The organism is Serratia sp. Res13-Sevr-LER1-36-b (assembly GCF_015673035.1).
In the GTDB taxonomy this organism is placed as follows: Bacteria; Pseudomonadota; Gammaproteobacteria; order Enterobacterales; family Enterobacteriaceae; genus Chania; species Chania fonticola_C.
Genome location: NZ_JADACK010000005.1, coordinates 222,586 through 237,876 on the forward strand (window position 1 = coordinate 222,586; position 15,291 = coordinate 237,876).

11 protein-coding genes are annotated in these 15,291 nt (G+C 53.9%); 10 read left to right on the plus strand and 1 reads right to left on the minus strand.

The window, feature by feature from the left end:
• Nucleotides 1-441: 441 nt before the first annotated feature.
• Nucleotides 442-2,205, minus strand: coding sequence for a 30S ribosomal protein S12 methylthiotransferase accessory factor YcaO (gene ycaO / locus IMQ33_RS02125; RefSeq protein WP_161712277.1), 1,764 nt, complete (start codon nt 2,203-2,205; stop codon nt 442-444).
• A gap of 148 nt (nt 2,206-2,353) precedes the next feature.
• Between ycaO and ansB the strand changes: the two genes are divergently transcribed.
• The 10 genes from ansB (at nt 2,354) to lpxK (ending at nt 15,290) form a co-directional block, all read left to right on the plus strand.
• Nucleotides 2,354-3,400, plus strand: a complete 1,047-nt coding sequence (ansB, locus tag IMQ33_RS02130) for an L-asparaginase 2 (protein WP_024529856.1) — start codon at nt 2,354-2,356, stop codon at nt 3,398-3,400.
• Nucleotides 3,401-3,485: 85 nt separating this feature from the next.
• Nucleotides 3,486-4,178 (plus strand): DUF421 domain-containing protein, encoded by a 693-nt coding sequence (locus tag IMQ33_RS02135; protein WP_196061438.1) that lies wholly within the window; start codon nt 3,486-3,488, stop codon nt 4,176-4,178.
• Between the two features lie 248 nt (nt 4,179-4,426).
• Nucleotides 4,427-5,512: a 3-phosphoserine/phosphohydroxythreonine transaminase gene (gene serC / locus IMQ33_RS02140; RefSeq protein ID WP_024529855.1), complete on the plus strand. Its 1,086-nt coding sequence runs from the start codon at nt 4,427-4,429 to the stop codon at nt 5,510-5,512.
• A gap of 116 nt (nt 5,513-5,628) precedes the next feature.
• Nucleotides 5,629-6,915, plus strand: a complete 1,287-nt coding sequence (gene aroA, locus IMQ33_RS02145; RefSeq protein ID WP_065685426.1) for a 3-phosphoshikimate 1-carboxyvinyltransferase — start codon at nt 5,629-5,631, stop codon at nt 6,913-6,915.
• 192 nt (nt 6,916-7,107) lie between these two features.
• Nucleotides 7,108-7,797 (plus strand): (d)CMP kinase, encoded by a 690-nt coding sequence (cmk, locus tag IMQ33_RS02150; protein ID WP_021804920.1) that lies wholly within the window; start codon nt 7,108-7,110, stop codon nt 7,795-7,797.
• A 191-nt stretch (nt 7,798-7,988) separates the two neighbouring features.
• The gene (gene rpsA / locus IMQ33_RS02155; RefSeq protein WP_021804919.1) at nt 7,989-9,665 is read left to right on the plus strand and encodes a 30S ribosomal protein S1; all 1,677 of its coding nucleotides are present in this window, start codon (nt 7,989-7,991) and stop codon (nt 9,663-9,665) included.
• Between the two features lie 62 nt (nt 9,666-9,727).
• Complete coding sequence (gene ihfB, locus IMQ33_RS02160; protein ID WP_004928264.1) at nt 9,728-10,012, plus strand: integration host factor subunit beta; 285 nt, start codon at nt 9,728-9,730, stop codon at nt 10,010-10,012.
• 243 nt (nt 10,013-10,255) lie between these two features.
• Nucleotides 10,256-12,532, plus strand: a complete 2,277-nt coding sequence (locus IMQ33_RS02165) for a ComEC family protein (protein ID WP_192958272.1) — start codon at nt 10,256-10,258, stop codon at nt 12,530-12,532.
• 35 nt (nt 12,533-12,567) lie between these two features.
• On the plus strand, nt 12,568-14,313 hold the full coding sequence (gene msbA / locus IMQ33_RS02170) for a lipid A ABC transporter ATP-binding protein/permease MsbA (protein ID WP_024484602.1): 1,746 nt from the start codon (nt 12,568-12,570) through the stop codon (nt 14,311-14,313).
• Nucleotides 14,313-15,290, plus strand: coding sequence for a tetraacyldisaccharide 4'-kinase (gene lpxK, locus IMQ33_RS02175; RefSeq protein WP_024529851.1), 978 nt, complete (start codon nt 14,313-14,315; stop codon nt 15,288-15,290). The genes msbA and lpxK overlap by 1 nt, the downstream gene beginning before the upstream one ends.
• Nucleotide 15,291 lies beyond the last annotated feature (1 nt).

Here is a 15,291-nt window from a genome sequence, read left to right on the forward strand (position 1 = left end):
TCGCTCTTAAGGGTTATTACAACACACTGAGATACTAGCAAAGCAGTATAGGGTAAAAATTGACTTGGATCATAACGCGCGGAAGTAAAACGGCTTAAAACCGCAAAATCAGTAGGGTCTATTGAGTTATATTATTGATTTTTATGTAAAAAATTTTTTTTAATGTTTGCAAAAAATTTTGAAGTTAACGCCGTTTTGGGGTGGGGAGAGTTAAATTTTTGTACTTATTGTCGCTTTTTGATGAATAAGCATTAATTGATGGTTAATTAATATTTCACGCTGACGTAACAATTGGCGATTTAATTATCCTGTTGGCTGATAAGTGCGCTTTTGATAAAAACATTCAACGCCAAGGTTTGCCTGTTTTTTGATCGGCAACCGAATCAAGGCTGCTTCTTTGGGAGTAACGCCGGTAAGGTTCTACCGGCGTATCAATCAGGCTTATGCCTGCGCCCAGTGACGGCGTTTGGCCGTTTGCAGCTTTTCGTAAGCCGCCAACAGCGCTTGATGGGCTGGCAGAGCTTTCAATTCACTGTCGATGGCAAACAGGCCGTTGAAGCGCTCTTCGCCGCTCATAGCCGCAGAGGCCGCGTCAACCGCATCCTGACCATACATCTTCACGAAGGCCGTGTGATATTGGGCTGGGTCGCGTTCTGGCTCCAACGCCAACAGCAGCAGTGTCTGCAGGCAACGATAGTAGTTGCTGCGCTCCGGGGTAAACAGCGAGGCGTTGAACTCCTGCGTCCACTCGGCCCAGATCAGTGCCTGCTCGAGATCGCCACCGGCCAATGCCAGCATGGATTTCAGTTCGCCAACGCGCAGGGTGTACCAGGCGTTGTCTTTACCAGAGGCAATGCCCAGCAATTCACGTACGCGGGTGAAATCGTCCAACCCTTCATCATCCAACTGTTGGATCAGAGCCAGGTACTCTTCTGGCTCCCATTCGCTGCCCGGCAGTTGCAGCAGGGTTTCACGCAGGTGCGCGCCCATGCTGTTGTTTGCCAGTAGCAGATCCTCTGCCGGATAGATGTCGGACATCCCCGGTACGATGATGCGGCAGGCGTACACGTCCAGGTGCTCGTAATCGGCGATGTACACTTCGGCATCTTCTTTATTAAAGATGCTCATCAGGGTGGCGAACTCTTCCTGCGTGCTACCGCTGAAACTCCAGTCGACAAACGGATAGTCGGCATCCTGTTTGAACATATCCCAGGAGATCAGACCGCTGGAATCGATGAAGTGAGTTTCAAGGTTGGCATGCTCGGCCACTTCTTCGTCGTCGAAGGTTGGGGCGGTAAACACATCCAGATCTTTCAAGCCGCGGCCTTGCAGCAGTTCGGTAACGGTACGCTCCAGCGCGACCCCGAAATCAGGGTGAGCGCCAAAGGAAGCAAAGCAGGTGCCGTTGGCGGGGTTGAACAACACCACGCAGATCACCGGATAGTTGCCACCTAACGAGGCATCATAAGAGAGGATCGGGAAGCCTTCGGCCTCCAGCTTGGCGATCGCCTCAACCACATCAGGATAGCGGTTCAGCACTTCGCTCGGGATTTCCGGCAGGCTGATGGACTCGGCGATGATGCGGTTTTTCACATAACGCTCGAACACCTCGGAGAGACCCTGAACCCGCGCTTCGTTGGCGGTATTGCCAGCGGACATGCCGTTGGACACATACAGGTTGCCGATGATGTTCATTGGAATATAAACGGTCTGCTGATCCGACTGGCGGGTGAATGGCAGGGCGCAGATGCCACGATCGCTATTGCCAGACTGCAGATCGATCAGATCGCCGGCAGTCAATTCCTGCTCTGGATCGTAGAAGGCGTGGGTACGCTCATCCAGAATACCTTGTGGCAGTGAGTTGTCAGCCGGGATCGGGAACCATTTCTCATTGGGATAGTGAACGAAATCGCCTTCGGCAATCTGTTGGCCCAAATAGAAATCGGCGAAGAAATAGTTGGTCGACAAGCGCTCGAAATACTCGCCCAGCGCGGAAGCCAGCGCGGCCTTTTTGCTGGCACCCTTACCGTTGGTGAAGCACAGTGGGCAATCGCGATCGCGGATATGCACTGACCAGACGTGTGGCACCGGATTCAGCCAGGAGGCTTCTTCGATATTGAAACCCAGATCGGTTAATTTCTGCTGAAAACGGGCGATGGAGTCTTCCAGCGCAGCGTCTTTGCCAGGAATAAAAGTTTGCGTCATTGTCTTCACTTATGTGGCGTACTAAAAACGCGCAATGATACGGGGTTTTGTTCCCAAGCTCCACGTATTCCTAAAGCCAATCAGATGTCACAGTAATTATGTGGATAAAGACGATAATTCAGCGGGTTATCAATAACGGAGAAACGTAATGAAATCAGTGAAACTCAGCGTGTTGGCACTACTGTTGGCCGGGGTTTGCGGCTCGGCACTGGCGTTACCTAATATCACCTTGCTGGCCACCGGCGGTACTATCGCTGGCGGCGGCGACTCGGCCACCAAGTCCAACTACACCGCAGGTAAATTGGGCGTTGAAGCATTGGTTGATGCCGTGCCGGAGCTGAAAAAGGTTGCCAACGTCCAGGGCGAGCAGGTGGTCAACATCGGTTCACAGGATATGAATGACGAAGTCTGGCTCAAGCTGGTCAAGAAGATTAATGCGGACTGTGCCAAAACCGATGGCTTCGTGATCACCCACGGTACCGACACGCTGGAGGAGACCGCCTATTTCCTGGATCTCACCGTCAAGTGCGATAAGCCGGTCGTGATCGTGGGGGCGATGCGCCCGGCAACGGCCATGAGTGCCGATGGCCCATTTAACTTGTATAACGCCGTTGTCACAGCCGCTGACCCTCAATCGGCCAAGCGTGGCGTGCTGGTGGTGATGAATGATACGGTGCTCGATGGCCGCGACGTGACCAAAACCAATACCACCGGCGTACAGACTTTCCAGTCGCCTAACTTTGGCCCGCTGGGTTACATCCACAACGGCAAAATCGACTACCAACGTTCACCGCAGCGCAAGCACACCAGCGAAACGCCGTTTAACGTCGACCAGATGAGTACGCTGCCGACGGTCGGTATTATCTATAACTATGCCAACGCGTCCGATGCCCCTGCCAAGGCGCTGATCGCCGAAGGTTATCAAGGGATTGTCAGCGCCGGGGTGGGTAACGGTAACCTGTATAAAACCGTGTTTGATACGTTGGCCACGGCGGCCCATAACGGCGTAGCGGTGGTGCGTTCTTCCCGCGTGCCTACCGGTTCCACCACCGAAGATGCAGAAGTGGATGATACTAAACTCGGTTTTGTGGCAGCCGGAACGCTGAATCCGCAAAAAGCGAGAATCTTGCTGCAGTTGGCATTAACTCAAACCAAAGATGCTAAACAGATCCAGGCGATGTTTAATCAGTATTGATTCCTGACTCAAGTGGGGGCGTAATGCCCCCATTTTCCCCGCCCCGACTATGCTGTAGGAAATCTCTTTTTTCAGGAACGATTTCATGCAGGCATTTGATATCCAAAGAATGGCATTTGACGAGACCACGCCAGAGTTCCTGGCCGAGGTGGCACTACGCTGTCTGTTCACTTTTTTGCTGGTGTTTATCTTTTTAAAAATGACCGGGCGGCGTGGCGTACGCCAAATGTCGCTGTTTGAAGTGCTGATCATCCTGACGCTGGGATCGGCAGCCGGAGATGTCGCGTTTTATCATAATGTTCCCCTGTTGCCGGTGCTGATGGTTTTCGTTTGTATGATGGTAATGTACCGCTTTTCCACCTGGTTGATGGATCGCCATCAAAAAATACAGGTGTGGATGGAAGGCGAACCGCTGATTCTGGTCAGCGAGGGGCTGTTCGATTGGGACATTCTGTGCCGGGAAAATATCACCCATGATGAGTTCTTTATGGAACTCCGTCAGGCCGGTGTCGAGCATCTCGGCCAGGTGAGACTGGCCATCCTGGAGGTAAACGGCACCATATCGGTGTATTTCTACCCGGACGAGGAGGTACGGCCCGGGTTACCGGTGTTACCGGCACAATGCGTCAAAAGCGTGGTTGAGATTGATGTGGAGGGTGATTATGCCTGTGGGATGTGTAGCCTGATCTCCACTTTGACGCCATCGCTCGAACACGACTGCCCACGCTGTGGCAACCGTAAATGGATCGCAGCCTTGTCCCATAGCCGGGTAAGCTGAATACAGCACAAAAAACCGCGTTAACCCGCTGAATACGCCAGTGTCACAGCGTTTTATGGCACAAATAAACCCTGAGGCCGCAGAGCCTGTTATTTGCGGTCTTGCCAGTTTCCCACCCTTGGAACAATAAGCATTGCAGCCGGGTTACGTGAGTGATAAAACCGATAGAGTTGGTTAACATCAGCGTTAACTTCGGGCATATGTCGAAAGCCGGTTTTTACGGCGCACAGTGAATGTGGTGAGGGGAAATGACTCAGGTTTATAATTTTAGCTCAGGCCCGGCGATGCTGCCGGTTGAAGTGTTGCGTCGTGCGGAACAAGAGCTGTGCAACTGGCACGGTCTTGGCACTTCGGTGATGGAAATCAGCCATCGCAGTAAAGAATTCATCGCCGTCGCCGAACAGTCCGAACAGGATCTGCGCGATCTGCTGAAAGTCCCCGCCAACTATAAAGTGCTGTTCTGCCACGGTGGTGCCCGCGCGCAATTCGCCGCGTTGCCACTGAACCTGTTGGGCGATAACACCACTGCCGACTATATCGATGGCGGTTACTGGGCGCACAGCGCGATCACCGAAGCGGAAAAATACTGCCAGCCAAAGGTGATCGACGTTAAAACTACCGTTGACGGCTTAAGCGGCATCAAGCCGATGAAAGAGTGGCAACTGAGCGATAACGCGGCTTACGTCCACTATTGCCCGAACGAAACCATCGACGGCGTGGCCATTGATGAAACGCCAGACTTTGGCGATAAAGTGGTGATTGGCGATTACTCTTCGACCATCCTTTCCCGTCCATTGGACGTCAGCCGTTTCGGCGTAATCTATGCGGGCGCACAGAAGAACATTGGTCCGGCAGGCCTGACGTTGGTGATCGTGCGTGATGATCTGCTGGGTAAAGCACGCCGTGAAGTCCCGTCGATCCTGGATTACACCGTGTTGGCAGAAAATGACTCGATGTTTAACACGCCGCCAACCTTCGCCTGGTATCTGTCTGGCCTGGTCTTCAAATGGCTGAAAGAGCAGGGCGGCCTGGTGGAAATGCAAAAACGCAACCAGGCCAAGGCCGAGTTGCTGTATAGCACTATCGATCAGTCGGACTTCTACCGTAGCCGCGTGGCCATTGCCAACCGCTCCTGGATGAACGTGCCGTTCCAACTGGCCGATCCTGCGCTGGATAAAGTGTTCCTGAGTGAAGCAGAAGCCATTGGCCTGCAGGCACTGAAGGGGCACCGCGTAGTAGGCGGCATGCGTGCTTCCATCTATAATGCGATGCCGCTGGCCGGCGTGAAGACCCTGACCGACTTTATGGTCGATTTTGAACGTCGCCATGGTTGATTGCCACCGCCCGCATTGAACGGGCGGTCGTACCGCTGTTGTCCTTTTGCATTAAAGCGGCTCCGGCATTATCCCGGGGCCGTTTCGTTTATCAGATTCTGGAGAGTTTTGTTCACATGGTGGATTCCCTGACGTTACAACCGGTTGCTTTGGTCGATGGCACCGTCAACTTACCTGGCTCCAAGAGCGTATCCAATCGGGCTTTGCTACTGGCTGCGCTGGCGCGGGGAACGACCCGGCTGACCAACCTGCTGGATAGCGACGACGTGCGTCATATGCTGAATGCCTTGCAAGCGCTGGGGGTGAGTTACCAACTCTCCGACGATCGCACCACCTGTTCCGTTGAGGGCAACGCGGGTCCGTTGGTTGCCGCGCAGCCGTTGGAGCTGTTCCTCGGTAATGCCGGTACGGCAATGCGTCCATTAGCGGCGGCACTGTGCCTGGGTGAGGGCGACGTGGTGTTGACCGGTGAACCGCGCATGAAAGAGCGCCCGATTGGCCATCTGGTCGATGCTTTACGCCAGGGCGGCGCGCAAATTGATTACCTTGAACAAACCGATTATCCACCTGTGCGCCTGCGTGGTGGTTTCCGTGGCGGCGACGTCAGCGTTGACGGCAGCGTATCCAGCCAGTTCCTGACCGCCTTGCTGATGATGGCACCGTTGGCGGCCCAAGACACCGCTATCCATATTTTGGGTGAGCTGGTTTCCAAGCCTTATATCGATATTACTCTGCACCTGATGAGTACTTTCGGCGTGGAAGTCACGCACGACAACTATCGCGTGTTCCATATCCGTGGGCAGCAGACTTACCGTTCGCCAGGCGACTATCTGGTGGAGGGCGATGCCTCTTCGGCATCCTATTTCCTGGCCGCTGCGGCGATTAAGGGCGGCACCGTGCGTGTTACCGGTATTGGTAAGAAAAGCGTTCAAGGCGATACCAAATTTGCCGACGTGCTGGAAAAAATGGGCGCGCGCATCACCTGGGGCGATGATTTTATCGAGTGTAGCCGCGGCGAGCTCAAAGGCATCGATATGGACATGAACCACATTCCAGATGCGGCGATGACCATTGCCACCACCGCGCTGTTCGCGACCGGGCCGACCACCATCCGCAATATCTACAACTGGCGGGTAAAAGAAACCGACCGTCTGGCTGCGATGGCTGCAGAACTGCGTAAAGTTGGCGCAGAGGTTGATGAAGGTGAGGATTACATTCACGTCGTGCCGCCAAGCAAGCTGCAGTTTGCCGAGATTGGTACCTACAACGATCACCGCATGGCGATGTGCTTCTCGCTGGTGGCGCTCTCCGATACACCGGTGACCATTCTGGATCCGAAGTGTACCGCCAAGACCTTCCCAGACTATTTTGAGCAGTTGGCGCGTATCAGCCAGTTGGCCTAATATTCTCCATATCCGTTATCGATGGGCCTCGTTTGAGGCCTTTTTTACGCATTGGTGGCCATCTTTTCGGCAATCAGACAGTTCGCGGTAACAGTAAACTCCGCAGGCGCGTATAATACGCCCCCGAATCTGCTCCTACTTGGGCAGAGAGCAGGCGTGTTCCTGTGAGGTTTCTACCTGAAGGAGAGAGAAATGACGGCTACAGTTCCGGTGATAACCGTTGATGGACCAAGTGGTGCAGGCAAAGGCACGTTGTGCAAGGCGCTGGCAGAATCCCTTGGTTGGCGTTTGCTGGATTCCGGCGCGATTTATCGCGTACTGGCCCTGGCAGCGTTGCACCATCAGGTGGATATCACCTCTGAAGAGGCGTTAGTCCCCTTGGCCGCCCATCTCGACGTCCGCTTTGTTGCTCAGGACGGCAAGCTGCAGGTTATTTTGGAAGGTGAGGACGTCAGTAATGAGATCCGCACCGAAACCGTTGGCAATACGGCTTCGCAAACGGCCGCATTCCCACGGGTTCGTGAGGCGCTGCTGCGCCGCCAACGCGCATTTCGCGAGGCCCCGGGCCTGATCGCCGATGGCCGTGACATGGGTACGGTAGTGTTCCCGGATGCGCCGGTTAAAATTTTCCTTGACGCCAGTTCCGAAGAGCGTGCGCATCGTCGCATGCTACAGTTGCAGGAAAAGGGCTTTAATGTTAACTTTGAACGTCTTTTAGCCGAGATAAAGGAACGGGATGACCGTGACCGTAATCGGGCTATTGCGCCACTGGTACCGGCTCTCGATGCTCTCGTGTTGGATTCTACCAGCATGTCGATCGAGGAAGTGATCCAGCGGGCGTTGGCATATGCACATGAAGTTTTGGCGTTGCCGCAGCAATAAGCGCGGCGGCGTTTTTAGCTTTTTGTTATATTTGTCATCGTACTGCATAGCAGTAACTGAATATATCGGGTAAAATTTTACCCCTGTAACCTAAACCTTGTCGGCAGGAAGCCAATGGCAAGGTATGTGAAACAACCCCATTCGGCGGGACGCTAAATGGACGTTAAACTATAGAACCCTGAAGATTAAACATGACTGAATCTTTCGCTCAACTCTTTGAAGAATCCCTGAAAACAATCGAAACCCGTCCGGGTTCCATCGTTCGTGGTGTTGTTGTTGCTATCGATAAAGATGTCGTACTGGTTGACGCCGGTCTGAAATCTGAATCTGCCATCCCGGCTGAGCAATTCAAAAACGCCCAGGGCGAGCTGGAAATCCAGGTTGGTGACGAAGTTGACGTTGCGCTGGACGCTGTTGAAGATGGCTTCGGTGAAACTCTGCTGTCCCGTGAGAAAGCTAAGCGTCACGAAGCTTGGATCACGCTGGAAAAAGCTTACGAAGAAGCTGAAACTGTCGTCGGTGTTATCAACGGCAAAGTTAAGGGTGGCTTCACTGTAGAGCTGAACGGTATTCGTGCGTTCCTGCCAGGTTCCCTGGTTGACGTGCGTCCAGTTCGCGACACTCTGCACCTGGAAGGCAAAGAGCTTGAGTTTAAAGTCATCAAGCTGGATCAGAAGCGCAACAACGTTGTTGTTTCTCGTCGTGCAGTAATCGAATCTGAAAACAGCGCAGAGCGCGATCAACTGCTGGAAAACCTGCAGGAAGGCATGGAAGTTAAAGGTATCGTTAAGAACCTCACTGACTACGGTGCATTCGTGGATCTGGGCGGCGTTGACGGCCTGCTGCACATCACTGACATGGCTTGGAAACGCGTTAAGCACCCAAGCGAAATTGTCAACGTGGGCGACGAAATCACTGTTAAGGTGCTGAAGTTCGACCGCGAGCGTACTCGTGTATCTCTGGGCCTGAAGCAACTGGGCGAAGATCCATGGGTTGCTATCGCTAAACGTTACCCAGAAGGCACCAAGCTGACTGGTCGTGTTACCAACCTGACTGATTACGGCTGCTTCGTGGAAATCGAAGAAGGCGTTGAAGGTCTGGTACACGTTTCTGAAATGGATTGGACCAACAAAAACATCCATCCGTCCAAAGTTGTTAACGTGGGCGATGTAGTGGAAGTGATGGTTCTGGACATCGATGAAGAGCGTCGTCGTATCTCCCTGGGCCTGAAGCAGTGCAAAAACAACCCATGGCAGCAGTTCGCAGAAACCCACAACAAGGGCGACCGCGTTGAAGGTAAAATCAAGTCTATCACTGACTTCGGTATCTTCATCGGCCTGGACGGCGGCATCGACGGCCTGGTTCACCTGTCTGACATCTCCTGGAACGTTGCAGGCGAAGAAGCAGTTCGTGAATACAAGAAAGGCGACGAAATCGCAGCTGTGGTTCTGCAAGTTGACGCAGAGCGCGAGCGTATCTCCCTGGGCGTGAAGCAACTGGCTGAAGATCCGTTCAATAACTACCTGTCTATGAACAAGAAAGGTACTATTGTTACTGGTAAAGTCACTGCAGTTGACGCCAAAGGTGCTACAGTTGAATTAGCAGGCGGCGTAGAAGGTTACCTGCGTGCTTCTGAAGCCTCTCGCGACCGTATTGAAGACGCAACTCTGGTTCTGAACGTTGGTGACGAAGTTGAAGCTAAATTCACTGGCGTTGACCGTAAGAACCGCGTTGTAAGCCTGTCCGTCCGTGCGAAGGACGAAGCTGACGAGAAAGATGCAATTGCTACGGTTAACAACACCAAGCCGGAAGAAAGCAACTTCTCTAACGCTATGGCTGAAGCCTTCAAAGCGGCTAAAGGCGAGTAATGACGGGGGGCGGTTTCTGACCGCCCCGATACGGTAGTTTAGCTGCAAAGCTTGGAGGAACTATGACCAAGTCTGAACTTATTGAAAGACTTGCTGGCCAGCAATCTCATATTCCGGCGAAGGCCGTTGAGGATGCAGTGAAAGAGATGCTCGAACACATGGCAGCTACGCTAGCCGAGGGTGAGCGCATCGAGATCCGCGGATTCGGCAGTTTTTCTCTTCACTACCGTGCTCCGCGCGTCGGCCGTAACCCTAAAACGGGTGATAAAGTTGAGTTGGACGGCAAGTACGTTCCTCACTTCAAGCCAGGTAAAGAGTTACGTGACCGTGCCAATATCTATGGCTAGTCGCTGACCACCCATAGTGTTGTTGCTTGTAAAGAATATAAAACGGTGCCTTAGGGTGCCGTTTTTTTTCGCCTGAAAACCCTCCCATACCGGCAAAAATTTGCGCTCCGCTACGCAACCTTTCCTGCAAATGCCAAATAGCCAACCGATTGTTTACGACCTCCTTTCCTGAGTAGCAACCTGCAACTGGTGGTTATCCGTTTGAGAAGTCACATTTGTTGCAGGATAAAATTTGCAAGGAGTGTGGAAATCAGGATCTCACTGGATAGGGCCGCCATCGCTTCGGTGATGGGGATGCTGCCGATACTGTTTTTGCCCCACTTACCGTCGTGGCCTTTATTGATGGGGCTAGCCGTTCCGGCTTTGTGGCTATGGCGATATAAGCCGAATCCATGGCGCCAGGCACTGTGCTGCTGCCTGCTGGGCTTTATCTACGCCACTGGTAGTGCCAGCCTGTTGATGCAGCAAGTCGCAACGTTGACGACCAGCGGCGATAAAGCCGTGATTGCTTCCGTGCGTAGCATCCGGTTGAACGGGGCTGAAACGCCACAGGTACAACTGCGTATTGAGCAGGTTAGCGGGCGTTGGCTGGTGCCTGCTTTGTCCTTTACGGCAAACTGGCGCGGCGAAAAGCCCTGTGCAGGGCAACGTTGGGCGATGAAAGTTCGCTTTCGCCCGGTACACAGCAGCCTGAATGAAGGGGGTTTTGACGGGCAGCGTTGGGCCATTGCTAATCGTCAACCGTTGCGTGGCTTTGTACGTTCTGCAACGGCACTGGATAAGGGCTGCAACTGGCGCCAGCTGATCGTCAAACAGAGGGATCAATCGCTCATGCCGCTGACACAACGCCCGGTGTTGCTGGCGCTGGCGTTTGGCGAACGGACGCTGATGAGTAATGAGCTGCGTGGGCAACTGATGAAAACCGGCGTGGCTCACCTGATGGCGATTTCTGGCCTGCATATTTCCCTGGCCGCTGCCTTTGCCTGGGGGCTGGCGCGTGGCGTGCAGTTTTTATTGCCCGCGCGTTACATCGGCTACCGTTTGCCGCTGATCGTCAGTTGGTTGATGGCGCTGTGCTATGTGTGGCTGGCAGGTGGGCAACCTCCGGCAATGAGGGCCTTTATTGCCTTGTCTCTGTGGCTCTGGTTGCGCCTCAAAGGCGTTTCCTGCACTTCCTGGCAAATCTGGCTGTGGTGTATCAGCCTGCTGTTGCTGTGCGATCCTATGTCAGTGCTTTCGGACAGCTTCTGGCTCTCCGCCCTGGCGGTTGCGGCCTTAATCTTTTGGTTTGAATGGGCGCCGTTGCCCAGGCGCTTCAGCACTTCTTGGGGCTGGGCACCTCTGCGTTGGCTACACATGCAACTAGGAATGACGCTGTTGCTGATGCCGTTACAATTTGGCCTGTTTCATGGCTTGAGCTGGACATCGTTACCCGCCAACCTTTGGGCAGTACCGATCGTTTCTCTGTTGTCGGTTCCGCTGATATTGTTGGCACTGATGCTGTTTTTTATTCCGCCGGTAAGCCACTGGTGTTGGCAATTGGCCGATCTTACCGTCAGTTGGGCCTTATGGCCGCTACCTGGGCTTGAGCAAGGGTGGCTACAGGTTGGGGCTGCCTTACTGCAATTTAGCGTCCTTGGGTGGTTAGCCGTGGTTTGCTGGCGTTTTCGCTGGTGGTATCACTTTCCTGTCGGTTGCGCCGTTGTGGTGCTAGGCTGTCTGTTCTGGCGGGAAAGATCGCCAGATTATCGCTGGCGGGTCGATGTGCTCGACGTAGGGCACGGCTTGGCGGTGGTGATCGAGCGGGAAGGAAAGGCCGTCATCTTTGATACGGGCAACCGCTGGCAAGCCTCCAGTGCGGCAGAGCGCAACATTTTGCCATTTCTGCGCTGGCGGCAGATTTCGCTGGAGCAAATCGTTATCAGCCATAGCCATCTGGATCATATCGGCGGTTTGCCGATATTGGCAGCCGCATTTCCACAGGCCAGCGTGCGTACGCCGATCGTGAACGTTGGCTACCTGCCTTGCGTTCAAGGGCAGCGGTGGGTGTGGCGAGACCTAAACTTTCAGGTGTTGTGGCCACCAGCACGGGTGGATTATGCCGCTAACGATGACTCCTGCGTAGTGCGTGTCGATGATGGCAAGTTCAGCCTGTTACTGACTGGGGATATTGAACGCCGGGCCGAGCAGGCGTTGCTGAAACAACGTGCGAATTTACCCAGCACTATCCTTCAGGTGCCTCATCACGGCAGTAAGACATCTTCAACGCCGCCATTTTTGCGTGCAGTTTCCCCCGAGCTGGCGTTTGCCTCGGCATCCCGCTATAACGCCTGGCGGTTACCGGCAGCAAAAATAGTCAAACGCTATCGGGAAAATCACATTCCCTGGCGTGATACGGCCCGCTCAGGGCAGCTTAGCGTGTTTTTTTATCGTCATGATTGGCAAGTTAAAGGCTTTCGCGAACAACTAAATCCACGTTGGTATCATCAGCGGTTTGGCGTTGAGGGGGATAATGAGTAGAATGGGCCGCTATTTCTTCCGATGCTGGTATTTGCATGATGAATGATAAAGATCTGTCCACCTGGCAGACGTTCCGCCGCCTCTGGCCGATGATCACACCGTTTAAAACCGGGTTGGTGGTCGCCGCCATTGCGCTGGTTTTAAACGCAGCGGGGGATACGTTAATGCTGTCCCTGCTCAAACCGTTATTAGACGACTTTGGTAAAGCCGATAGCCGAGTCTTGCATTGGATGCCGCTGGTCGTGATTGGCCTGATGTTGATGCGTGGCATCACCAGCTATGTCTCCAGCTACTGTATTTCCTGGGTGTCAGGCATGGTGGTGATGCAGATGCGCCGTCGTCTGTTCGGCCATATGATGCGAATGCCGGTGGCCTTTTTTGACCAGCAATCAACAGGAACTCTGCTTTCACGTATTACCTACGACTCGGAACAGGTAGCTTCATCCTCCTCCAGCGCGTTGGTTACCGTGGTGCGTGAAGGGGCCTCGATCATCGGCCTGTTCATCATGATGTTTTATTACAGCTGGCAGCTTTCGCTAATCCTGATCGTGCTGGCACCGATCGTCTCCTTCGCGATCCGCCTGGTCTCCAAACGTTTCCGCAATATCAGTAAAAATATGCAAAACACCATGGGGCAGGTGACGACCAGTGCAGAACAGATGCTGAAAGGGCATAAAGAAGTGCTGATCTTTGGTGGTCAACAGGTGGAAACCGAGCGCTTCAACACCGTCAGTAACCGCATGCGTCAGCAGGGGATGAAGCTGGTTTCGGCTTCTTCTATTGCCGATCCTATTATTCAGTTGATCGCCTCATTGGCATTGGCGTTTGTGCTGTTTGCAGCAAGCTTCCCTAGCGTGATGGATACGCTGACAGCCGGTACCATTACCGTGGTGTTCTCCGCCATGATTGCCTTGATGCGTCCACTGAAATCCTTGACCAACGTGAATGCCCAGTTCCAGCGCGGGATGGCGGCCTGCCAGACGTTGTTCTCTATCCTGGATTTGGAACAGGAAAAGGATACCGGTACTCGCCAGGTTGAGCGTGCCAAAGGTGATATCGAATTCCGTAATGTGACCTTTGCCTATCCAGGGCGTGAGATCCCGGCGCTGCGTGATATCAATCTGAGCATTTCAGAAGGTAAAACGGTGGCGTTGGTTGGCCGTTCTGGTTCGGGTAAATCGACGATTGCCAACCTGTTGACGCGCTTCTACGACGTGCAGGAAGGGCAGATCCTGATGGATGGCCATGATCTGCGGGAATATACCCTGGCCTCGTTGCGCGATCAGGTTGCCCTGGTCTCACAGAACGTCCACCTGTTCAACGACACCATTGCCAACAACATTGCCTATGCTCGTGAAGAGCGTTACAGCCGTGAAGAAATTGAGAAAGCGGCGCGTATGGCCTATGCCACCGACTTCATTGATAAAATGGAGCATGGTCTGGATACGGTGATCGGTGAGAACGGCGTGATGCTTTCCGGAGGTCAGCGTCAGCGTATTGCCATCGCTCGTGCCTTGCTGCGAGATTGCCCAATCCTGATCCTGGATGAAGCCACCTCCGCGCTGGATACCGAATCTGAGCGTGCGATCCAGGCGGCCTTGGACGAACTGCAGAAAAACCGTACCTCATTGGTGATTGCCCACCGTCTGTCGACTATCGAGAAAGCCGATGAGATCCTGGTGGTTGAAGATGGGCGTATCGTTGAGCGTGGCCAGCATGCCGAGTTGATCGAGCAGAAAGGGGCTTACGCACAACTTCACCGCATGCAGTTTGGTCAGTAATGATAGAGCGCATCTGGTCCGGTAGTTCACTGGTTTACCTGCTGCTGTTGCCGCTCTCCTGGCTGTATGGCCTGGTGAGCGGCCTGATCCGCCTTAGCTACCGCTGTGGCTTGCGCAAGAGTTGGCGTGCGCCGGTGCCGGTGGTTATCGTGGGGAACCTCACTGCGGGTGGCAACGGTAAAACACCGATGGTGATCTGGTTGGTTGAACAGCTGCAACAGCGTGGCTACCGGGTCGGCGTGGTTTCCAGAGGTTACGGCGGCAAGTCGGCGGTCTATCCGCTGGTGCTGGATGCTCAGACTACCACCCGGCAAGCCGGTGATGAACCCGTGCTGATCTATCAGCGTACCGGGGCGCCGGTGGCTATTTCGCCAAAGCGCGCCGAAGCGGTGCAAGCCTTGTTGAACCAAGGCGAGCTTGATTTGATCATCACCGACGATGGTCTCCAGCACTATGCTTTACAGCGTGATTTTGAGCTGGTGGTGATCGATGGCGTTCGTCGCTTCGGCAATGGTTGGTGGTTACCCGCTGGCCCAATGCGTGAGCGTGTGTCCCGCTTAAAGACGGTGGATGCCTGTGTGGCAAATGGCGGTGTTGCCCAGCCGGGGGAAATCGCCATGAAGCTCCAGGCGCAGGATGCGGTGAATATCGCCAGCGGTGAACGCCGCCCGGCGATCGAATTACCCCACGTAGTGGCGATGGCAGGGATAGGTCATCCCCCAAGGTTTTTCGCCACGCTAGAAAAGTTGGGAGTTGAGGTCGAGCGCGAGGTGGCCTTTGCCGATCACCAGGAATACAACCACGGGCAGTTAGCCGCATTGGCGAGCCAAGGCCAAACGCTGCTGATGACCGAGAAGGATGCGGTGAAATGCCGTGCCTTTGCCCAGCCTGACTGGTGGTATTTACCGGTTGAAGCGGTACTTCCCACCGAGCAGGCCGAGCAACTGTTGCAAGGGATCCAGAAGTTAATCAAATAAT